This window comes from Variovorax saccharolyticus, from assembly GCF_030316765.1.
GTDB classification, from domain to species: domain Bacteria; phylum Pseudomonadota; class Gammaproteobacteria; order Burkholderiales; family Burkholderiaceae_C; genus Variovorax; species Variovorax saccharolyticus.
Map to the genome: position 1 here is coordinate 34,670 of NZ_JASZYT010000013.1, position 20,468 is coordinate 55,137.

A 20,468-nucleotide genomic window follows, 5' to 3' on the forward strand; every position below is an offset into this window, starting at 1 on the left:
GGTCAGTTCGCCCCTTCGACGATTTCCTTGGGGATCGGCACGCCCGCGTGCTTCACGTGGATTTCATTGAGCTTGCCGTTGGCCAGGTTGGTCTTGATCCAGCCGTTGACCGCGGCCATCAGCGCCGGCTCGCCCTTGCGCATCGCCACGCCGAGCTGGTAGGACTGCAGAATGAACTTCACCTCGAATTCGCGCGACGGATTGCGCTTGGCAATGGCCGCGATGATCGGCGGCGTGATGGCGACGATGTCGGCCTGGCCGGTGGCTGCCGCCGTGATGGAGGCGGCTTCGTCATCGAAGCGCACGACCTTGGCCTGCGGCGCGCGCTCGGTCACGATCTTGTCCTGCGGGCCCCCGCGCGTGACGGCCACGGTCTTGCCGGCGAGGTCTTCGATGCCGGTCAGCTTGAGGCTCTTGGGCGCGCCCACGGCCGCCTGGATGGCGCCGTAGGGAATCGAGAAGTCCACGGCCTTCTGGCGCTCGGGCGTGATCGACAGCGACGAGATGATCAGGTCGGCCTTGTTCGACAGCAGGTTGGGGATGCGCGCCGAGTTCGTGGTGTTCACGATCTCGAGTTCCACGCCGAGGTCCTTGGCCAGCAGGCGGGCTGCGTCCACGTCGGAGCCGACCGGCGTCATCTTCTCGTCGAGATAGCCGTAGAACGGCGCGCCGAGGTCGATGCCGACGCGGATCTTCTTGGCGGCCTTGATGTCCGACAGCGCGTCGGCCGCGGCGGTGAACGACAGGGCACCGAGGCTGGCGGCCAGCAGGGTTCGGCGCAGGATCAGGGAAATGGTCATGGTCTATGTCTCCTTGGTGTGATGTGAAGGGTCTTCGGTCAGAGGCCGTGGGCCAGGAATTCGCGCAGCTCGGGGGTCTGCGGGTCGCGCAGCATGGTGCCGGGGCCGGTCTCCCAGACCTTCCCGTGGTGCATGAAGATGATGGTGTCGGCCACGCGGGCGGCGAACTCCATCTCGTGCGTCACCAGCACCATGGTCATGCCGTCGGCCGCCAGGGTCTCGATCACGCGCAGCACTTCGCCGGTGAGCTGCGGGTCGAGCGCCGACGTGACCTCGTCGAACAGCATCACCTGCGGCTCCATCGCCAGCGAACGCGCGATGGCAACGCGCTGTTGCTGGCCGCCCGAGAGCTGTTCCGGATAGGCCTTGGCCTTGTCCGCCAGGCCTACCTGGTGCAGCGTTCGCTCCGCGATCTCGCGCGCCTGGGCGGCGGACTTCTTCTTGACCGCCACCGGCGCGAGCGTGATGTTCTCTTCCACCGTCAGGTGCGGGAACAGGTTGTAGCTCTGGAAGACGATGCCGACATCCATGCGCAGGCGGCGCAGGTCGATGTCGGGCGAGTGGATCGCATGGCCGCAGACATGGATCGTGCCGCTGTCGATGACCTCGAGGTGGTTCATGCAGCGCAGCGCGGTGCTCTTGCCCGAGCCGCTGCGGCCGATGATGGCCACCACCTGGCCCTTGGGAATGGAGAAGGACACGCCCTTGAGCACGACATTGCTGCCGAAGCTTTTGTGGACATCCCGGAGTTCGACGACTGCGTTCATTGTTTTCCTTCAGGCCGCATCAGACTTCGACCACCGGACGCGCGCCGAACTGCATCCGGCGTTCGAGCTTTCGGCTCCACGCCGAGAGCGGGTAGCACATGGCGAAATAGACGACGGCGATCAGCACGTACACCACGAAGGGCTGGAAGATCGAGTTGTTGATGAGCTGGCCGGCCCGCACCAGCTCGACGAAGCCCACGATCGACGCCAGCGAGGTGTTCTTGACGATCTGCACCATGAAGCCCACGGTCGACGGCGTCGCGATGCGCACCGCCTGCGGCAGGATCACCAGCCGCATGCGCTGCGTGCGCGAGAGCGCCAGGCACTCGGCGGCCTCCCACTGCGTCTTGGCGACCGACTCGATGCAGCCGCGCCAGATCTCGCCCAGGTAGGCGCTGACGTAGATCACCATGGCCACGCCGGCCGCGATGATGCCGGGCAGCGAGAAGCCGAGGATGCTGATGCCGAAGTAGCAGACGAACAGCACCACCAGCAAGGGCGTGCCCTGGATCAGCTGGATGTACGCGATGGCCAGCCAGCGCACCCACCGCAGCGGGCTGATGCGGGCGAGCGCGATGATGCCGCCGCCGATGCCGCCGCCGATGAAGGCGATCAGCGAGAGGCAGATCGTCCAGCCCGCGCCGATCAGCAGGAAGTACAGGTGATGAAGGTTCAGCCCGCCGGAGATCATCGCCCCGCCCCCTGCGCACCGAGGCGGCGCCGCCGCGTGAAGATCATCTGCCCGAAGGCCCAGAGCCCGGCCCGCATCAGCAGCGACAGGCCCAGGTACGCCACCGCCACGAAGATGTAGGCCTCGAAAGGACGGAAGGTCTCGGACTGCACCCGCGCTGCGGCGGCGGTGAGTTCCTCGACCGAGATCTGCGAGGTGATCGACGACGCCAGCATCAGCAGCACGAACTGGCTGGTGAGCGCCGGGTACACCTTCTCCATGGCCGGACGCAGGATCACGTGCCAGTAGACCTGCCGCCGGGTCAGGCCCAGGCATTCGGCCGCCTCGAGCTGGCCCTTGTGCACCGAGTCCATGCCGGCACGCATGATCTCGCACGAGTAGGCGGCCACGTTGATGACCAGCGACAGCAGCGCCGCGCTGAACGCCGACACCTTCCAGCCCATGCTGGAAAGACCGAAGAACACCAGGAACACCTGCACCAGCAGCGGCGTGTTGCGGATCACCTCGACATAGATGCCGGCGCCGCGCACCAGCCACGGCACCGAGCTGCGCCGCGCGATGGCGAGCAAGGTGCCCGCCACGAACCCGATCAGCGTGGCCGGGACCGAAAGCTGGATGGTGAGCCAGGCGCCCGCCAGGAACTGTGGCCAGCTGGCCAGCACGCTGGCGAAGTCGAACTCGTAGCTCATGGATGCAATGCGCGCAGCGCGCCGGCGAAAGGCATGGATCTGTCTCCTTGCGGCCGGTTCGAACCGGCTCGATCGAAAGTTATGCTTGATTCGATTTGATGTTTTGCATCACCGAATTTCGAGTGATAGTATCCCGTCGACCTCAGATTCACTAATCAGATTTCTGATGGTTTTTGATGTATTTGAGCCCATGACGAAATCCCCCCGCATCCCCGACATCGCTCGCGTTGCCGATGTCTCCACGGCCACGGTGGATCGGGTCCTGAACCAGCGCCCCGGCGTTCGCGCCGCCACGGTCCAGCGCGTGCTGCGGGCGGCCGTCGAGCTGGGCTACGTGGCCTCGGAAGCCGATGTGGCGGGCCCGTCGGTGTCGCCGCCGCCGCCGATGCGGCTGAGCTTCCTGCTGCCCGCGGGACACAACCGCTTCATCCGCATGCTCGGCGACATGGTCGGCTACTCGCAGGAACAGTGGGCACCGTTCAACGTGCGTTGCCGCATCGAGTTCATCGCCAGCTTCGATGCCCATGAACTCGCTGCCGCGCTGCGCCGCCACGGCAAGCGCAGCGACGGCATCGCGGTGATGGCGCTGGAGCACCCGGCGGTGCGCGAGGCGGTCGCCGAGCTGGCCGAGCGCGGCGTGCCGGTGATCACCTTGATCTCCGACCTCTCGAACTCGCCGCGCGCCGCCTACATCGGCCTGGACAACCGCGCGGCAGGCCGCACCGCGGGCTACCTCATCGGCCGCTTCATCGGCGCGCGCAGCGCCAAGGTCGCGCTCATCGCCGGCAGCCTGAGCTACCGCGCGCACGAGGAGCGCGAAGCCGGCTTCCTGCACGTGGTCGACGAGATGTTCCCGCAGCTGTCGGTGGTCGGCCTGCGCGAGGGCCACGACGACGCCGAACAGAACTACCGGCAGACGCGCGCCCTGCTGGACCAGCATCCCGAGCTCGGAGGCATCTACAACATCGGCGGCGCGTCCGACGGCGTGGCGCGCGCCTTGAAGGAAGCGGGCCGAGACCAGAAGGTGGTCTTCATCGGCCACGGGCTCACGCCGGACACCCGGGCCCTGCTGATCGACGGCAGCATGGACGCGGTGATCACGCAAAGCCCGCACACCACCTTGATGAATTGCGTGCGCATCTTCACCAACCTGCGCGATGGGCGCGAGAGTTCGAGCGGCGTGGAGAACACGCGCAGCCAGGTCATCTTCCGCGAGAACCTGCCCTGAGGGCAGCGACTCAGATGACGCGGCTGTGTGTCTCGGTCACGCGGTCCGGTGCGGCCGGCCGAAGGCAGGCTTTCGCCCCTTCGCCGACGCCACCGGCCAGTCTTATTTGCCGAACAGCTTGGTCACGTGCTGCCATGAACGCAGCATGAAGCCCGAGCGCTCCACATCGGCCTGGGCGACCAGAGGGGCTTCTCCCACCGGCTTGCCATTCGAGCTCGCGACCACCTTGCCGATCACCGCACCCTTGGCCACCGGGGCCTGGAGGTCAGGCTTGATCTGCACCGAGGTCTGCACCTGCTGGCCGCGCGGGACGGTCACCGCCCATGACGATCCCAGAACTGCGGGAACCGTGTCGGCCTTGCCGAAGCTGACCTTGGCCGCGGCCACCACCGTGTTCGGCTGAACGGGCGTGGCTTTCTCGAAGTTGCTGAAGCCCCACCCCAGCAAGGTGCGCGTCTGGTCGGCACGCGCCTGCGCGCTGTTGGTGTTGAGGATCACCGTGATGAGGCGCATCCCGTTTCGCGTCGATGACGTGACGAGACAGTAGCCCGCTTCCTGGGTGTGGCCGGTCTTCAGTCCGTCGACCGAGGGATCCGTGTAGAGCAGGGCGTTGCGGTTTCCCTGCTTGATGCCGTTGTACTTGAATTCGCGCTCCGCGTAGATCGGATAGAACTCGGAGCTGTCGCGGATGATGGCTCGCGCCAGGATCGCGAGGTCGCGCGCCGACGACTGGTGCCCCGGGTCGGGCAGGCCCGTGGCGTTCACGAAACGCGTGTGCGTCATGCCGAGGCGCTGGGCCTCGGCGTTCATGAGCTTGGCGAAGTTCTCTTCGGTGCCGGCCATATGTTCGGCGATCGCCTTGGACGCGTCGTTGCCCGACTGGACGATGATGCCGCGAAGGATGTCGATCACCGTCGCCTGGCCGTTGAGTGGCAGGTACATGCACGACTCGGTACTCGATCCCCGGCACCAGGCGTTCTGACTGACCGAGACAAGGTCGTTCTTCTTGAGCTTGCCCGAGCGCAGCGCTTGCTCGACCAGGAAGCTGGTCATCATCTTGGTCAGCGACGCCGGCGGCAGCGGCTCATCGGGATTTTCCGAGGCGAGCACCTGACCGGAGTCGAAATCCATCAGCAGCCATGCCTTGGCGGGCAGTACCGGTGCGCCGCCAGCCACAGCGGTCGGTGCGGCTGCTGGCGCCGCGGCAGGCGCTTTGGCCGCGGGCTTCTTCTGGGCAGCCTGCTTGGGGGCGTGGTGTTCGGCCGCCTGGGACGCAGCGTACGGCAGCAGTGCCGCCGTGGCGATGGTGAAGACCAGGGAGAGGGATGAAAGGAGTGCGGATTGCTTGGTGGGTGGCATGGCAGGTATTGTCGCGGATCGGGTATCAATTTCGACTGTGCGTAGAGAGTCGAGTGTGACGAGAAAGTTCATGCTCGCGATGTACTGAGTGAAGACGAACGCGACCGACGCGCTCCTGGGCCTCTTGCTCCTGACCTTCGGGCAGCTGGATGCTCGGTTTGGATTTGACCTTCCCATGATGGCGAAGTAGAGGGCGAGGGGGTGGAATTCACGATGGCGGCGCAATCCTGGGCACTCCGTCGTTGGCCCCACGCGGCAGCTCCCGGGTACGGCGAACGCAAGCCGCGCGACAATGACGCGCATGGAATGCACCATCCGCAGCATGAGCCGCGACGAAGTCGCGATGGCCATCGAATGGGCCGCGGACGAAGGCTGGAATCCCGGCCTGCACGACGACGCCTGCTTCCACGCCGCCGACCCCGATGGCTTCCTGGTCGCCGAATGCGACGGCAAAGCGGTCGGCTGCATCTCCGCCGTCTCGTATGCCGGCCGCTTCGGCTTCATCGGCCTGTACATCGTGCGCCCCGGCTGGCGCGGGCGCGGCATCGGGCTTCGCCTCTGGACGGCAGGGATGCAGCGGCTGTCGGGCCAGGTCGTGGGCCTGGACGGCGTGCCCGCGCAGCAGGACAACTATCGCAAGAGCGGTTTCGTGCTGGCCTGGAACAACGTCCGCTTCGCCGGTACGGCCGGTGCCGCAATGCTCGACGCGTACGCGCCCATCGTGCCACTCGCCGACGTCGACTTCGCCGCGCTGTGCGACGACGACCGTCGCGTCTTCCCGGCCCCGCGCGACGCCTTCCTACACTGCTGGACCGCGATGCCAGACGCCACCGGACTGGCCTGGCTCGCGGATGGAAAGCTGGCGGGATGGGGTCTGATCCGCCGCTGCCGCGAGGGGCACAAGATCGGCCCGCTGGTCGCCGACACGCCAGAGATCGCGAACGCGCTGTACGCCGCGCTGTGCGCAGCCGTGCCGGACGGCAACACCGTGTACCTTGACGTGCCATTGCCCAACGCTTCCGCCGTGGCCCTCGCGCAGGCGCAGGGCCTGCGCAGCGTCTTCGAGACAGCGCGCATGTACGCGGGCCCGGCGCCAGCCTGCGAACTGAGGCTCGTCTACGGCATCACGAGCTTCGAGCTTGGCTAGGCGGCCGTCGCTGTCCCTCTCGTGAGGCTCGAACGTGCTTGCGCTGGACGCGCCCGACGAGGGTCATGTCGCGTTCGCCAAGCCCTTCACGAAGGTCCCCGGATGCGTGCTCCCGCTTCATCCGCCGGTGCACGCAACCGGCATGGCCCGCCCCACGGCCCACGACGTGCGACCCTGCTCGATGAGCAGCGTCTGGCGTCCATTGGAGAACCTGGTCCCCGACTGGCCCATCGCCGGGAGATCGACGGCGGCCGCCCCGTCAACGGAGACCGAGGCGCGCTCTCCCATCAAGCGCACGGCCAGGCGCGTTCCGTCGCAGACGTAGTGGCTGACTGGGTACGGATTGCCGACGCCGATCGATGGACTTGGCGCCGGATGCTGGCATGCCGCCAGCATCCAGATGGCAGACGCACTGACTACTGAACAATAAAAGGTCCGCATTCTTCCTCACGATCCGCTCGCTGGTTCACGAGCATTTGCGATGTTCATCGTACGGCGCCGAGCAGGGCGTCGTCCAGCGAGAAATCGGTCGCGAAGCGGCTCCCGGGCTTTTGCCGCTTCTGCGCCAGCACGGCCGCCGCCAGAACCGCCGCCATCGCGTCCAGGCATAGCTCCTTGGTGGTATTCCCTGCCCGGGCGGTGCAGCGAACACTCGCGCCATGAGGAGAGTCTCATGATCGATCGACGTGCCTTCGTCAGCTCCGCCACCCTGGTGGCGTCGGCGCCGCTGCTCGAACCCGCCCGGGCACAGGAGGCCGGTCCGGGCGCGAAGCAGGCCGATTTCCTGTTCGTCCAGACGGCCAGCGGCATGACCTACGACAAGGCCACCGGCAAGCTGACGCTGCAAAGGGTGAGCCCGATCACGGTGTTCTTCTCAGACCGTCCCGAGCGCATCGCCGGGAACATGAAGACCGCGGCCTTCGTTCCGTTCTGGAGCCGGGGCAGGCAGAGTTTTTTGTCGGACCCGCCCAATGCCGACATCTCCATCGTCGACGACGAGTCGCTTCGGCAGGTGGTGGTGGTGCTGCAGACGCCAGTGCTGAAAGGCAACGCCCTCAACTACACGGTCAAGGTGATCCAGGGCAACATGCCTGCCAAGGGTGCCGACGTCTCCGTGTTCATCGATGTCATCGGCATGCCGCTGACGCCGCTGTCCTATGCCGGCGCCGCGCGCCGGGGCTATCGCCGGGCGGTGATCTACCGCTAGCGCGCACAGGCCTCAGCCCCCCGCCCGAGCCGGGTCGCGCCCCTCGAACTCGTCGATGGCGTCGGCCACCGAGATCCGGCGCCCGAAATAGCCCACGCTTTCTTCCAGGCCTTCGGCGCGCAGGATGTCGCGCACCGGGGCATGCGCAGCGACCAGCCGCATCCGGATGCCCGCCGCCGCCAGTTCCTGCTGCAGCTTGGTCAGCATCCTGGCGCCCGCCAGGTCGACCTGGGGCGAGGTCGAGAGGTCGCAGATCACCAGTTTCAGCGGTCCAGTGGCGGCGCGCTGCATCGCGCGCACGGCGTCGCGCACCTGCTCGGCGTTGAAGTAGAGCAAGGCGGCATCGACACGGAAGGCCAGCACGCCCGGCACCGGCGTGTTGTCGGGGTTGCGCTCGATATCGGAGAAGCTGCGGGTGCCGGGAATCCGGCCGAGCAGGGCCACGTGCGGGTTCGCCACGCGCCGGATCAGCAACGCCAGCGAGGCCAGCACCGCGACGATCACGCCGTTCAGGATGCCCAGCAGCAGCACGGCGACGAAGGCGATCATCGAGACCAGGAACTCGTAGCGGCTGACCCGCCACAGCCGCTTCATGCCGCCGATGTCGACCAGCCCCTTGACGGCCACCAGGACGATGGCGGCGAGGACCACGTTCGGAAGGTTCTTCAAACCTCCGGTCAGGAACATCAGGCACAGGCCGATGGTGATGGAGGCGAACACCAGCGCCAGCGGCGTCCTGGCGCCGGCCTTGTCGTTGACCGACGACTGCGAAAGCCCGCCGGCCACCGGATAGGCCTGGAACAGCGCCGCGCCGAGGTTGGCCGCACCCAGGCCCAGGAATTCCTGGCGCGGGTCGATCTCGTACTTGTGCGCTTCGGCCAGGGCCCGCGCGGCCGAGACACTCTCGACATAGGACAGCAGCAGGCAGGCGAAGGCGAGCGGCACCACGCCTTCCACGTCGCGCGCCCTCAAGCCGGGCAGCTTGAAGTCCGGCAGGCCTTGCGGCAGGGCACCGACGACCTTGAAGCCAAGTTCGCCGAGGGAGGTCAGCGACAGCACGAGGATCGAGGCGACGACCACGAACAGCGCGGCGGGACGCCCCGGCAGGAACTTCTCCGCCAGCAGCAGGAGGGCCAGCGCGACCAGGCCGAAGCTCAGTACCGCGAGATTGGTTTCAGGGATCTGGCCGCCGAGGATGAACAGGCGCTCGAAGAAGCCCTCGCCGCCGCCCTGGACGCCGAACAGCTTGGGCAACTGGGTCAGCGCGATCGTCAGGGCCGCGCCGGCCTTGAAGCCGAGCAGGATGGTCTCGCTGATGAAATTGACCAGCGAACTCAGCCGCAGCAGCCACGCCAGCACGCACATGACCGCGATGAGCAGGGCGGTCAGCGCGGCGATGCTGGCCCAGCGTTCGGCGTCGCCCTGCGCCATGCCGGCGACCGTCACGCCGACCAGCATCGAGATCGCGGAGGTCGGCCCGATCGCCAGTTGGCGCGACGAGCCGAACAGCGCATAGAACAGGCCGCCGACCAGGTAGCCGTAGATGCCGTACTGCGGCGGCAGGCCTGCCAGCGAGGCATAGGCGAGCGACACGGGGATGCCGTAGGCGGCCAGGGTCACGCCCGCGATCGCGTCCTTCGCCAGCCACCGGGGCTGATAGCCGGCCAGCCACTGCGCCGGCGGAAAGGCGGCGCGCCAGCCGCGCACGCCAGGGTCGGCCACCGGAGCGCGCGCAGCTTCTTCCGCTTGCTGTGTCATCGATCAACTCCGGCCAGGGGTGGAATGCATCGCCAGCATGCGCGCCGGCGGGCGACCGCTCATTGAGCTTCGTCAATCGCGCGGCGGGCCGGCTCCGCCCTCTCAGGGCACGAGCCGGTACCCCACCGCGATCTCGGTGATCAGGTGCCTCGGCTGCGCCGGATCGCGCTCGAGCTTCTGCCGCAGGTGGCCCATGTAGATGCGCAGGTAGTGGCCTTGCTCGCCATGCGACGGCCCCCAGACCTCGCGCAACAGCTGGCGCTGGGTCAGGACCCTGCCGGCGTTGGCCACCAGCACCGACAGCAGCCGGTACTCGGTGGGCGTCAGGTGCACCTCGGTCCCGGCGCGGCGCACCAGCCGAGCCCCGCGGTCGATCTCGATCTCGCCGAAGCGGAACACCGGCTCGGGCTCTTCGCCGCCCGCGGCGGCCCGCGGCCGCCGAAGGTTGGCGCGCACCCGCGCCAGCAACTCGCCGGTGCCGAAAGGCTTGGTCAGGTAGTCGTCTGCGCCGGCGTCCAGCGCGGCGATCTTGTCGGCCTCGTCGACGCGCGCCGACAGCACGATGATCGGCACCGCCGACCAGCCGCGCACGTCGCGGATCAGCGAAACGCCATCGCCGTCGGGCAGCCCGAGGTCGAGCACCAGCAGGTCGGGCTGGCGCGTGCCGGCGGCGGCGAGGCCGTCGCGCAGGGTCCCGGCCTCGTGCACCTGCCAGCCTTCGGCTTCGAGCGCTCCGCGCACGAAACGGCGGATCTGCGGCTCGTCCTCGATCACGATGGCAACGGGAGTGGGCATGGTTCTTCAGGTTCAGGGTTCAAACGATCGCTTCGGCCGGGTCCGGCGGTTCGCGCCGCGGCAGCGTGACCGTGAATTCTGCCCCGCCGCCCGGCGCGTTCGCGGCCGTGATCTCGCCCCCATGGGCGCTGACCACCGCCTTGCAGATCGCCAGCCCGAGCCCGACCCCTGGCGTTGCCGATTCGGATTGGCCGCGCGTGAACTTGTCGAACAGCGTCTGCTCGCGTCCCCGCAGCGCGGCCGGCAGCCCCGGGCCGTGGTCGCGCACCCGCAGCACCAGTGCGCTTCCCGTGGCATGGGCAGCAAGCTCGATCGGCGCCGCGCCGTACTTGGCGGCGTTTTCGAGCAGATTGACCAGCACGCGCTCGATCAGCACCGCATCGAACTCGACCAGCGGCAGGTCGGCCGGCAGCAGGGCCCGCACCTCCCGGTCGCCGAGCGCCGGCCGCGCCGCCCGGATGGCCGAGCCGACCACTTCCTCGACCGATTGCCAGTCGCGCCTCAGCTTGACCGACCCGCCGCCGATGCCGCTTTCGAGCCGCGCCATGTCCAGCAGGTTGCTGACCAGCGCGTGCAGCTGGTGAGCCTGCGCGACGATCGCACGCGCCGCGGCATGCTGCGCCTGCGTCCCCTCGGGAAGGGCTTGCAAGGACTCGGCCAGCGCGATCAGCGCCGTCAGCGGTGTGCGCACATCGTGCGAGATCGCGCCCAGCAGCGCGTTGCGCAGGCGTTCCGATTCGATCTCGACCACCGCGTTCTGCGCCACCTCGACGTAGTGCACGCGTTCCAGCGCGATAGCGATCTGCCGGGCCAGCGTGTCGAGTTGCTGGGCCTGCTCGGGAATCAGCAGCCAGCGCGGCTCGGCCGGCGCGAGCGCCAGCACGCCACGCACGCGCATCGGCGCGCGCAGCGGCACGTAGTGCCAGGCTTGCGCTGCCAGCGTGGCGGTCCCGAGGCCGGCCGGCTGGCCCTGGCGAAAGCACCAGTCGGCCACGCTGGCATCGAAACCCGGTGGGGCCGTCTCGGGCACGACCAGCCGGTCGGAGGCATCGGCCAGCAGCACCAGCGCACTGCCGCCGAAATGACCCTTCACCGCGGCCGCGCCGAGGGCGGCCACCTGCGCGCTCTCGAGCGCCGCGGACAACTCGCGCGTGAGCTCGAACAGGGAGCGGGCGCGCCGCTCGCGGCTGGTCGAGACGCCCGCGGCGAAGCGCAGGCCCGCCGTCAGCTGTCCCACCAGCAGGCCGACGCCGAGCATGACGCCGAAAGTCACCAGGTACTGCACGTCGCTGACGGCCAGCGAGAGGCGCGGCGAGACGAAGAAGAAGTCGAAGGCCGCCACGTTGAGCAGCGCGGAGAAGGCGGCCGGCCCGCGGCCGAAGCGCATCGCCACGCCGACCACGCCGAGCAGGAACAGCATCACGATGTTGCTCGGCTCGAGCACGCCCGCCAGCGGCGTGGCCAGCAGCGTGATCGCGCAGGCGGCCGCTGCCGCCCAGGCGTAGCCGGGCCAGCGCGGCCGGCGCGGGTCGGCCTCTTCGGCCTGCTCGCTGTCGGCCCGCGCGACCTCGACGAGGTTGACCGCCGGCGCCTGGCGAGCGAGTTCGCGCACCACGCCCGCCGACGGCCACCAGCGCGCCCAGCCCCGTCGCGGTTCGGCGCGCCCGGCCGCGAGGAGGGCGCCCGAGGTGTTCCAGGCCGGTGGTCCGGCGTCGCCCTGCGGTCCGGACTGCTCGATCCGCCAGCCGCGCACGTCGTCCTCCACATGCTCGGCGGTGCGCCGCAGCGCGATCTCGCGCAGCGCGATCAGGTTGCCCTTGCGGAAGAAATCCTGCGCCGCCCGCTCGGCCTGCTGCGGCAGATGGACCTTGCCGGCCGCCAGCCGTGCCATCAGTTCATCGGGCGTGACATCGACCAGCACGACCTCCTCGGCCTCGTCGAACACCGTGTCGGGCACGGTCTCGTGCACCCGCACGCCGGTGATCGCACCCACCGTGCCGTTGAGGCTTTCCAGATGCTGCACGTTGAGCGCCGACCAGACCTCGATGCCGGCGGCCTGCAGCTCCTGCACGTCCTGCCAGCGCTTGGCATGGCGCGAGCCCGGCGCATTGGCATGCGCCAGCTCGTCGACCAGCAGCACCGCCGGCCGGCGCGCCAGGGCGGCATCGAGGTCCAGTTCGCCGAGCGTGCGGCCGCGATGGGAAATCTGGCGCAAGGGCAGTACCCCGAGCCCGGCGAGCAGGGCCGCGGTCTCGCTGCGGCCATGGGTCTCGACCACGCCGACCATCAGATCGCGCCCGGCCGCGTGCTCGCGCTGCGCGGCACTGAGCATCGCCCAGGTCTTGCCGACCCCGGCGCTGGCGCCGAGGTAGATGCGCAGCTTGCCGCGCTGCACGCGCGCGGGGTCGGCGCGCCATTGGGCGAGCAGGGCGTCGGGGTCGGGGCGGGCGTCGTCGATCATGAACGGGCCCGCAGGTTATCTCATCGGCTCGGCGACATCTGCCACGGTCGGATCGGCGCGAACTGCTTCTTTACGCGCGCGGGACGATGCGCCACAGTGGGCCATGTCCAAATACCTTCGCTACCTGCGCGCCGTCCTGTGGGGCTTCATCGGCCTGGGCGGCCGGCGTGCCGATGCCGACCAGCGGGTCGGCCAAGCCGGCGTGATCCCGACCATCGTGATCGCGCTGGTGCTCGTGCTGCTGCTGGTCGCCGGGCTGATCGCGCTGGCACGCTTCGCGGCCGGCGGCTGAAAGTCCCCGGCGAGGGGGCGTTGCAGCCGCCTCGCCGGCGTGCTCAGCCTCTCTTGGCCAGCAAGGCGCCCATCGCGAACACCGAGTTCGGCGCATTGACCGGCGGCGACTTGACCCGGCCCGGGACCACCGGCACGCTGATCTTGCGTGCCGCCGTGATGCCCTTGCTGATCTGTTCGTCGACCAGGCTCTGGAGGCTGACCGACTGCAGGAACTCGACCGCCCGGCGGTTCACCGAATCCCAAAGTTCGTCGGTGGTGCACCGGTGCACCGCGCCCGGTGCGTCGGGACGCTGCGGCCTGGACTTGAGCTCGGCCTCGTCGTCGATCGACAGGATGATGTCGGCCACGTTGATCTCGGTCGCGCTGCGCCCGAGCGAATAGCCGCCGCCCGGGCCGCGGGTCGATTCGACCAGGCCCTGGCGCCGCAGCTTGCCGAAGAGTTGCTCCAGGTAGGACAGCGAGATCCGCTGGCGCTGGTGGATGGACGAAAGGTTGACCGGGCCATTGCGGCCGTTGAGTGCCACGTCGATCATGGCGATGACTGCGAAGCGGCCTTTGGTGGTGAGACGCATCGATGATTCTTTCTGTGTTGGGGCGATCCGGCGCCGCCGAGGGGGTTGCAGGCCGACGTGCAAGACGTCGTGCTGCGGAGCGCTGGCGTGCGGGAGAACGGGCTCCCGCCGGCAGCGGGCCTTGTGGGCGTGAAGGCCTAGGCCCGGGGCGGGCGCTTCGGATGCTCGAGGAAGGGCGAGGCCCCGAGCGCGGGCGGCGGTGGCGCTGCGCTCCCCACCATGGCGACCGGAACGAAGGGGTCCGGCAGGCCGATCAGGATCTCGCTGCAATCGTGACGCTGCTCGTCATTGCCGGGCGTCTCGTCACCGCTTTCGGCCGGGGCTCCGGCGTCGACCGCGTGAGAGGCCGTCACCCACTGGGTCTGGCTCAGCGACGTGGCGTCGCATCCGTGCTGGCGGACACCCGCGTGGACCTGTGCGGCGGCCGCAAAGCCGAGGCAGCAAAGCACGAAGGCGAGAACAGCGGGAAAGAGCCAGCGGGGCATGTGAGGTGGATTTTAACCGTCTCTTGACAGACTGGAATTCGGCCCCCCTCCCAATTCGAGCCCCCTACACTATGTCTCTGCCGATGCTGCGCGAGCTTTCGCAGCCAGGAGTCTCCATGAGCACCCTGTCGAATCCTGACGACCACTTGCCCCGACGCCTCGACGCCGGCGACGACGGCAGCCGGGGCCCCGCCATCCTGCTGGTCGACGACCATCCTTTCGCGCTCGCCACCGAGGCCCTGCTCCTGGCCAGCATGGGCTACCGGCGCATCGGCACTGCCGCCAGCGCCGAGGCCGCCCTGCGCCTGATGCGCGCCGACCCCAGCGCGGTGGACGTGGTGATCTGCGACCTCAACATGCCGGGCATGGACGGCATCGAGTTCCTGCGCATCCTCGACAGCGAGGGATTCGAAGGCGGCGTGATCCTGTTGAGCGGGGAGGGCGAGCGCGTGCTGCAGACCGTGCAGCGGCTGCTCGGACATGGCCGGCTGGCCTTGCTCGGGGCGCTGCAGAAGCCGGCCAGCCGGGAGCGACTGGACGAACTGCTCGCGGGCTGGGAGCCGTCGGTCGCTGCGACGCCCGCGGCGCCCGAACCAGCGCCATTCAGCGAAGACGAGCTGCGGACGGCGCACGACCGGGGCCAGTGGGTCCTGCACTATCAGCCGAAGGTGAGCCTTCGGGACGGGTCGCTCGCCAGCCTCGAGGCCCTCATTCGCTGGGCGCATCCCGAACAGGGACTGGTGATGCCGAACCGGTTCATCGAGCTGGCCGAAACCAGCGGCCTGATCGTCGGGATGACGGAATGGATCCTGCGCGAGGCGCTGGCGCAGATCGCCCGCTGGCAAGGCGCCGGCCTGCACACGCGGGTCGCGCTGAACGTGTCGATGCTCAGCCTCGACGCCCCCGACTTCGCGAGCCGCTTCGGCGAGATCGTGCGCGAGGCCTCGATGCGGCCCGAGGACCTGATCCTGGAGATCACCGAAAGCCGCTTGATCGCGCCCTCCGCGACGCCGCTGGAGAACCTGGTTCGGCTGCGCGTGCAGCGCTTCGGCCTGTCGATCGACGACTTCGGCACCGGGCACTCGTCGCTGGCCCAGTTGCGGGACATCCCGTTCACCGAACTGAAGGTCGATCGCGGATTCGTGCGCGGGGCGCGCTCCAACCCGGTCACCCGGCCGCTGCTGGAAGGCAGCATCGAGATCGCCAGGGGGCTCGGGATGCAGTCGGTGGCCGAGGGTGTGGAGACCGAGGACGACTGGCGGCTGCTGCAGGAGGTCGGCTGCGACCTGGCCCAGGGCTATTTCGTCGGCCGACCGATGCCGGCCGAGCAGGTGGGGGGCTGGCTCGAGGCCTGGGCGGCGCGGCGTGGCGGGCTGGCGCCGCCGGCATCCTGAACGCAGCAACCCAGCCCGCCATCCCCCTTGCGCCTCGGATGCGTTGACGGCTCTTTCAGATATTTCCCATAGGCCAGGCCCGGCCGCGCTGGGACAATTCCGGCTCGATCACTCGCGGCGCCATCGCGCCCTGGTGGCTGCGCCGCTCGGACTGCCCGGCGGCCGAACACCTGAATCGCACCTGGTCTTCCCCCGGTCCAGCAACACCCCGTCCTCCGGATGCCGTCTCGCGCACGGCGGTGGCGCAGGCCTGCGACCTCGAACCTTCTTTTCATGCGAATACGCCCCTTGCTCCCCTTCGGCCGCGACTTCCACCTCAGCAACGGCTCGATTCGCTTCGTCACGCGCCGCACGGCGGTCACGGTCGCGCTGGCCTGCGCGACGCTGGCTTCGGTGGTCGCGATCTCGCTCGGCGCCCTCATCGGCATGCAGTGGGCCGAACGCGAAGCCGCGGGCCGCCAGTCGAACGGCGTCGAGCGCGAGTACGTCGTCGACGAACTCGGCAAGCTGAACGCATCGGTCGCGCAGATCGAACCGCGCATCGCGCGCCTGGCAGAACATGTAGGCGAACTGCGCGGCCTTCAGGCCCGCCTCAAGGCGCCCAAACCCGCCTCGCCGCGGCCGCCGTCGAGCGCCGCCGCGGACACAGGCTCCCGCGCCGGCGAGGGCGGCCCGGCGCTGCCGCCGCGACGCTGCACCGACGCCGCGGCGGCGCCCGTCGGGACCGAGGTCCACAGCACCCGCCGCCAGCTCGAATGCATGACCGAGCTGCTGACCCGGCTCGAACAGGAGGCCGTCTCGCACTCGGTCGCCTGGGCCGCATTGCCGGGACGCATGCCGGTCTCCGGGGCCAACCTCGGCTCGCCCTTCGGCAACCGCCTCGATCCCTTCGACCGCCGCCTGAGCTTTCATTCGGGCGTCGATTTCGCCGCGCCGACCGGCACGCCGATCTTCGCCACGGCAGGCGGCCGCGTGGTCTTCTCCGGACAAAAGCCCGGCTACGGCAACGTGGTCGAGATCGACCACGGCAACCGCCTCGCGACCCGCTACGGCCACGCCTCGCGCCTGCTCGTGCGCGAGGGCGACCTGGTGCTGCCGCGGCAGCACATCGCGGACGTCGGCTCGACCGGCCGCTCGACCGGCCCGCATCTGCACTTCGAGGTGCTCGAGAACGGCGACGCTATCGATCCGGCGCTCTATCTGAGCCTGTTCGCGGCGAAATCCCATGGCTGAGCAGCGCGGCGCCGGCCGCACGGGCCGACTCGCGACGCGCAGCTATGCACCGCGCCCGGTGCGCTCCGGGCCGGCCCGGGCGGCAAGCTGGATCCTCGTGTGCGCGTCCTGCCTGGCGGTCGGCGCGGCGGCGGCGGCCTGGCAAGCACGGCACGATGCGACGCCGCCCGCGCCCTGCATGGCGCCACCGCCTTCCGAAGACCTCGTGCAGGCCGAACTGGCACGCACCCGTCTCGCACTGGCACAGGAAGAGGCCACGCGCCGCGCCCTGCAGAAGACCGCCGACGAGGCGGCCGCCGAAGTCACCCGCCTCAGCACCGAACTGCGCTTCCTGCGCGGGCAGGGGGCGAAGCGGCGCTGAGCCGCCACCCGGCCCGGCTGCCGCGCGCTGCGGCGCCGCACCCTCCATCCCATCACCCAGCGAAGAAAATCGTCCATGTTCGGCAAGAAGAAATCGGCGGGCATCCGCCAAGCGAAGTTCGCGACCCTGATCGCACACGATGTGCAGCTCTCCGGCCACCTCGAGTTCAGCGAGGGCCTGCGCCTCGACGGCCACGTGCAGGGCAACATCAGAGGCAAGGCCGGCAGCCAGACGCTGCTGGTGCTGAGCGATCGCGGCTCGGTCACGGGCAACGTCCACGGACATGACATCGTGATCAACGGGAAGATCATCGGCGACGTGGTGGCAGACCACTTCGTCGAACTGCAGGCGAACGCGCATGTCACGGGCAACATCGACTACCAGCAGCTGCGCATGGACGCCGGTGCGACCGTCGATGGCAAATTGACCCGGCGCGATGCATCTGCGCCGGACCAGGACGCGTTGACTGCGCCTCCATAAGATATTAAAGTGATATCACTTTTCCGGAGGAGACCGAATGACCGAAGCAGCGCCCCCCGTCCACCAGCGCGTCGTCCGCAGCGAACGCCGCTACCAGTCCATCAGCGGCTATGCGATGGTCCTGGCCGCGCTGCTGCTGTTCGCCTTCGGCGCACTGGTGATTGCTCGCCATCTGGCGTACCCGGCCGTCGGCGTGGCGCTGGTGCTCGCCGGAGGCGTACTGGTTCCGGGCTTCTACATGCTCAAGCCCAACGAGGGCATCATCTTCACGCTGTTCGGCGAGTACAAGGGAACCGACCGTTCCGAAGGGCTGCGCTGGACCAACCCTCTGCTGAGCGGCCAGAAGATTTCCCTGCGCGCGCGCAACCTCAACACGCCGCCGCTCAAGGTCAACGACAAGCGCGGCAATCCGGTCGAGATCGGCGCCGCGGTAGTCTGGCGGGTGCACGACACGGCACAGGCGATCTTCGAGATCGACGACTACACCAAGTTCGTCAGCATCCAGGCCGAGGCGGCGATCCGCCACCTGGCGACGCTCTACGCCTACGACAGCGGCGAGGATCTCGACGAGGACGAAACCACCCTGCGCGCCGGACTCGACACGGTCGCCGATGCCCTGAAGGCGGAACTCAACCAGCGCTTCGCCAGCGCCGGCGTCGAGGTGCTTGACGCCAAGCTCACGCACCTGGCCTACGCGCCCGAGATCGCGCAGGTGATGCTGCGGCGCCAGCAGGCCACGGCCATCGTCAGCGCGCGGCACCAGATCGTGGCGGGTGCGGTGGGCATGGTCGAGGCCGCGCTCAAGGGCCTGTCCGATCGCAACCTGGTGACGCTCGACGACGAGCGCAAGGCCGCAATGGTGTCCAACCTGCTGGTCGTGCTGTGCTCGGACAACGACGCCCAACCCGTGATCAACACCGGCACGCTCTACACCTGAGCGCCGGGCCGGCAGATTCTTTCGATGGCCAGTCCCGGCAAGAAGTCCTTTCCGCTGCGCATCGATCCGGTGCTCTGGGCCGAGATCGAGCGGCTCGCCGCGCAGGAGCTGCGAAGCGCGAACGCGCAGGTCGAGTTCATGCTGCGCGAAGGCTTGGCGAGAAGAGGGCGGCTGCCGGCCCACGGCGCCGCAGACCCCAAGAAGGAGACCCGATGACCTGCCTCGCACGACAAGCGCTCCGTACCGGCTCGCTGGCACTGCTGATGCTGCCGGCGCTGCTGGCGCCGCTCCACGGGTGGGCGCAGGTGCGCGACCCATCGCCGGCCGAGCAGGCCCTGGACGCCGCTGCCTTCCAGGGCATGGATGCGGCCATGGCCGAGCAGTTCCCGGACGTCAAGAGCGTGGTGGCCGTGCTCGGCGGCCGGCGGGTCTACACCTGGCACCGCGACGGCAACCCCGACACGCTGCACGATGTGCAATCGGCAGCCAAGAGCGCGCTCTCGACCCTGGTCGGCATCGCCCTGGGACAAGGCCGGCTGGCGAGCCTCGACCAGCCGGTGGTCGCGTTGATGCCCGAGTGGGCCGCCCTGAATCCCGACCCGCGAGCCGCCGCCATCACGCTGCGCCACCTGCTGACGATGACCGCGGGCTTCGCGGTCGACGACGCCGCCGGCACGGCGCCCGCCGGACGCCCGCAGGACGCCTGGGCCCGGCCGCTGGGCAGCGCGCCGGGCCAGACCTTCGCCTACGACAACGCCTTGGTCCCGATGCTGGCGGCCGTGCTCGAGAAGGCCTGCGGGATGCCGCTGGCCGACTACGCCAGGCAGGCGCTCGTGACGCCCCTGGCGATGCGCGAGCCTTCGTACCGGCGCGGCGTGCAGATGCGCACCGAGGACATGGCCCGGCTCGGCCAGCTGTTCCTGCAGAAGGGCGTCTGGGACGGCAGGCAACTGGTGCCCGAGGCCTTCGTCATCGACGCCACGCGGCCGCAGAACGCAGGCGGGCCGCCGGTGTCGATGCCCTACGGCTACATGTGGTGGGTGCTGCGCACGGAAACGCCGCGCCGGGGTTTCATGGCCAGCGGCTACGGCGGGCAGTTGATCTGGGTCTATCCGCCCCTGGACCTGGTGATCGCGGTCAGCTCGACCGTCTCGGCCGAGAGCCAGCGCCGGGGCCAGGCGGTCCAGCTGGTCCGCACGCGGCTGTTCGCCGCGGCCAGGAAGCGGTCGGAAGACACCGGCCGTTGAGCCGGACGGTGTCGGGCTACCCGCCCACGCCGCCCGGCAGGGGCGCCGGCGACCGCTTCGCCAGTCCGCGCACCTGCAACACGCAGCCGATCACCAGCACCACGAACAGGACGCCCACCGCCTTCTGCAGGCTCGGGTCTTCGGGCCCCGTGAACCACGGTGCCCCGACCGGAACCCGCGTGAAGGTCTCGGTCAGTCCGGGAATCATGTGGAAGAACAGCGTGGTCGAGTAGGCGATCATCTCGATCGCGCGGGAGGCGCGTCCGAAGAGCTTTCCGCGCCCGGCCAGAGCCGCGATCGCGAGCACCGCCAGCGTCAGGATGCCCAGCGCGTGCGGCGCACCGAAACCGCCGCGCTGAAAGATGCCGAAGCCGGTCAGGCAGGTCAGCACCGTGGCCCACACGTAAGTGCGGCCGAGCGGGTGGCGGGCCGCGATCTCGCCGAAGCGGATCAGCGATGCGAAGCCCGCGACCAGCGCCACCAAGCTGATGGCCGTATGAATGGTTCCGAGCGGTGTCAATCCGAACATGGGAGCTCCTTCGTGGGTGGTCATGGACTCGCGA

At 69.0% G+C, this 20,468-nt stretch carries 22 protein-coding genes; 11 read left to right on the forward strand and 11 right to left on the reverse strand.

Translation table 11 applies throughout. The features are described 5' to 3' along the window. Positions 1-2 precede the first annotated feature (2 nt). From QTI45_RS30595 to QTI45_RS30610, 4 genes are read right to left on the reverse strand one after another with little or no spacing between them, the layout of a single operon-like run. Positions 3-800, reverse strand: coding sequence for a transporter substrate-binding domain-containing protein (locus QTI45_RS30595; RefSeq protein WP_286373119.1), 798 nt, complete (start codon positions 798-800; stop codon positions 3-5). Between the two features lie 38 nt (positions 801-838). Then, positions 839-1,567, reverse strand: a complete 729-nt coding sequence (locus tag QTI45_RS30600) for an amino acid ABC transporter ATP-binding protein (protein WP_286657013.1) — start codon at positions 1,565-1,567, stop codon at positions 839-841. A 19-nt stretch (positions 1,568-1,586) separates the two neighbouring features. Continuing rightward, positions 1,587-2,258 (reverse strand): amino acid ABC transporter permease, encoded by a 672-nt coding sequence (locus QTI45_RS30605; protein WP_286373117.1) that lies wholly within the window; start codon positions 2,256-2,258, stop codon positions 1,587-1,589. Further along, positions 2,255-2,947 (reverse strand): amino acid ABC transporter permease, encoded by a 693-nt coding sequence (locus QTI45_RS30610; RefSeq protein ID WP_286373116.1) that lies wholly within the window; start codon positions 2,945-2,947, stop codon positions 2,255-2,257. Before QTI45_RS30610 ends, QTI45_RS30605 begins: the two co-directional genes overlap by 4 nt. Before the next feature lie 190 nt (positions 2,948-3,137). Between QTI45_RS30610 and QTI45_RS30615 the strand changes: the two genes are divergently transcribed. Next, the gene (locus tag QTI45_RS30615; RefSeq protein WP_286373115.1) at positions 3,138-4,175 is read left to right on the forward strand and encodes a LacI family DNA-binding transcriptional regulator; all 1,038 of its coding nucleotides are present in this window, start codon (positions 3,138-3,140) and stop codon (positions 4,173-4,175) included. A gap of 102 nt (positions 4,176-4,277) precedes the next feature. On the opposite strand, the gene QTI45_RS30620 is transcribed toward QTI45_RS30615, so the two are convergent. Beyond that, positions 4,278-5,759, reverse strand: coding sequence for a D-alanyl-D-alanine carboxypeptidase family protein (locus QTI45_RS30620; protein WP_286657014.1), 1,482 nt, complete (start codon positions 5,757-5,759; stop codon positions 4,278-4,280). A gap of 76 nt (positions 5,760-5,835) precedes the next feature. Between QTI45_RS30620 and QTI45_RS30625 the strand changes: the two genes are divergently transcribed. Together QTI45_RS30625 and QTI45_RS30630 are read left to right on the forward strand one after the other, a co-directional pair. After that, the gene (locus QTI45_RS30625) at positions 5,836-6,681 is read left to right on the forward strand and encodes a GNAT family N-acetyltransferase (RefSeq protein WP_286657015.1); all 846 of its coding nucleotides are present in this window, start codon (positions 5,836-5,838) and stop codon (positions 6,679-6,681) included. A 673-nt stretch (positions 6,682-7,354) separates the two neighbouring features. Continuing rightward, positions 7,355-7,888, forward strand: coding sequence for a hypothetical protein (locus tag QTI45_RS30630; RefSeq protein ID WP_286657016.1), 534 nt, complete (start codon positions 7,355-7,357; stop codon positions 7,886-7,888). A 12-nt stretch (positions 7,889-7,900) separates the two neighbouring features. Here the strand turns inward: QTI45_RS30630 and QTI45_RS30635 are convergent, their stop codons facing one another. The 3 genes from QTI45_RS30635 to QTI45_RS30645 all read right to left on the reverse strand — a co-directional run bounded on the left by QTI45_RS30635 (position 7,901) and on the right by QTI45_RS30645 (position 12,902). Continuing rightward, positions 7,901-9,646 (reverse strand): SulP family inorganic anion transporter, encoded by a 1,746-nt coding sequence (locus QTI45_RS30635; protein ID WP_286657017.1) that lies wholly within the window; start codon positions 9,644-9,646, stop codon positions 7,901-7,903. Positions 9,647-9,748: 102 nt separating this feature from the next. Further along, on the reverse strand, positions 9,749-10,441 hold the full coding sequence (gene kdpE, locus QTI45_RS30640; RefSeq protein WP_286657018.1) for a two-component system response regulator KdpE: 693 nt from the start codon (positions 10,439-10,441) through the stop codon (positions 9,749-9,751). A gap of 19 nt (positions 10,442-10,460) precedes the next feature. Further along, the gene (locus QTI45_RS30645; RefSeq protein WP_286657019.1) at positions 10,461-12,902 is read right to left on the reverse strand and encodes a DUF4118 domain-containing protein; all 2,442 of its coding nucleotides are present in this window, start codon (positions 12,900-12,902) and stop codon (positions 10,461-10,463) included. 103 nt (positions 12,903-13,005) lie between these two features. On the opposite strand from QTI45_RS30645, the gene QTI45_RS30650 reads away from it, so the two are divergent. After that, entirely contained in the window at positions 13,006-13,194 is a 189-nt protein-coding gene (locus QTI45_RS30650; RefSeq protein ID WP_286657020.1) for a DUF2970 domain-containing protein, read from the forward strand. A 43-nt stretch (positions 13,195-13,237) separates the two neighbouring features. On the opposite strand, the gene QTI45_RS30655 is transcribed toward QTI45_RS30650, so the two are convergent. Together QTI45_RS30655 and QTI45_RS30660 are read right to left on the reverse strand one after the other, a co-directional pair. Next, complete coding sequence (locus QTI45_RS30655) at positions 13,238-13,768, reverse strand: Rrf2 family transcriptional regulator (protein ID WP_286373104.1); 531 nt, start codon at positions 13,766-13,768, stop codon at positions 13,238-13,240. A 137-nt stretch (positions 13,769-13,905) separates the two neighbouring features. Then, positions 13,906-14,253 (reverse strand): hypothetical protein, encoded by a 348-nt coding sequence (locus QTI45_RS30660; protein WP_286657021.1) that lies wholly within the window; start codon positions 14,251-14,253, stop codon positions 13,906-13,908. Between the two features lie 116 nt (positions 14,254-14,369). Between QTI45_RS30660 and QTI45_RS30665 the strand changes: the two genes are divergently transcribed. The 7 genes from QTI45_RS30665 to QTI45_RS30695 all read left to right on the forward strand — a co-directional run bounded on the left by QTI45_RS30665 (position 14,370) and on the right by QTI45_RS30695 (position 19,905). Continuing rightward, entirely contained in the window at positions 14,370-15,647 is a 1,278-nt protein-coding gene (locus QTI45_RS30665) for an EAL domain-containing response regulator (protein WP_286657022.1), read from the forward strand. A 273-nt stretch (positions 15,648-15,920) separates the two neighbouring features. Next, positions 15,921-16,880, forward strand: a complete 960-nt coding sequence (locus tag QTI45_RS30670) for a M23 family metallopeptidase (protein ID WP_444813328.1) — start codon at positions 15,921-15,923, stop codon at positions 16,878-16,880. Next, complete coding sequence (locus QTI45_RS30675; RefSeq protein ID WP_286657024.1) at positions 16,873-17,241, forward strand: hypothetical protein; 369 nt, start codon at positions 16,873-16,875, stop codon at positions 17,239-17,241. Before QTI45_RS30670 ends, QTI45_RS30675 begins: the two co-directional genes overlap by 8 nt. A 75-nt stretch (positions 17,242-17,316) precedes the next feature. Next, positions 17,317-17,721, forward strand: a complete 405-nt coding sequence (locus QTI45_RS30680) for a bactofilin family protein (RefSeq protein ID WP_286657025.1) — start codon at positions 17,317-17,319, stop codon at positions 17,719-17,721. A 37-nt stretch (positions 17,722-17,758) separates the two neighbouring features. Next, on the forward strand, positions 17,759-18,658 hold the full coding sequence (locus QTI45_RS30685) for an SPFH domain-containing protein (RefSeq protein WP_286657026.1): 900 nt from the start codon (positions 17,759-17,761) through the stop codon (positions 18,656-18,658). Between the two features lie 24 nt (positions 18,659-18,682). Continuing rightward, positions 18,683-18,874: a type II toxin-antitoxin system antitoxin gene (locus QTI45_RS30690; protein ID WP_286657027.1), complete on the forward strand. Its 192-nt coding sequence runs from the start codon at positions 18,683-18,685 to the stop codon at positions 18,872-18,874. Further along, complete coding sequence (locus QTI45_RS30695; RefSeq protein ID WP_286657028.1) at positions 18,871-19,905, forward strand: serine hydrolase domain-containing protein; 1,035 nt, start codon at positions 18,871-18,873, stop codon at positions 19,903-19,905. The genes QTI45_RS30690 and QTI45_RS30695 overlap by 4 nt, the downstream gene beginning before the upstream one ends. 16 nt (positions 19,906-19,921) lie before the next feature. Here QTI45_RS30695 and QTI45_RS30700 read toward each other — a convergent pair whose 3' ends face one another. Then, the gene (locus tag QTI45_RS30700; protein ID WP_286657029.1) at positions 19,922-20,434 is read right to left on the reverse strand and encodes a hypothetical protein; all 513 of its coding nucleotides are present in this window, start codon (positions 20,432-20,434) and stop codon (positions 19,922-19,924) included. Positions 20,435-20,468 lie beyond the last annotated feature (34 nt).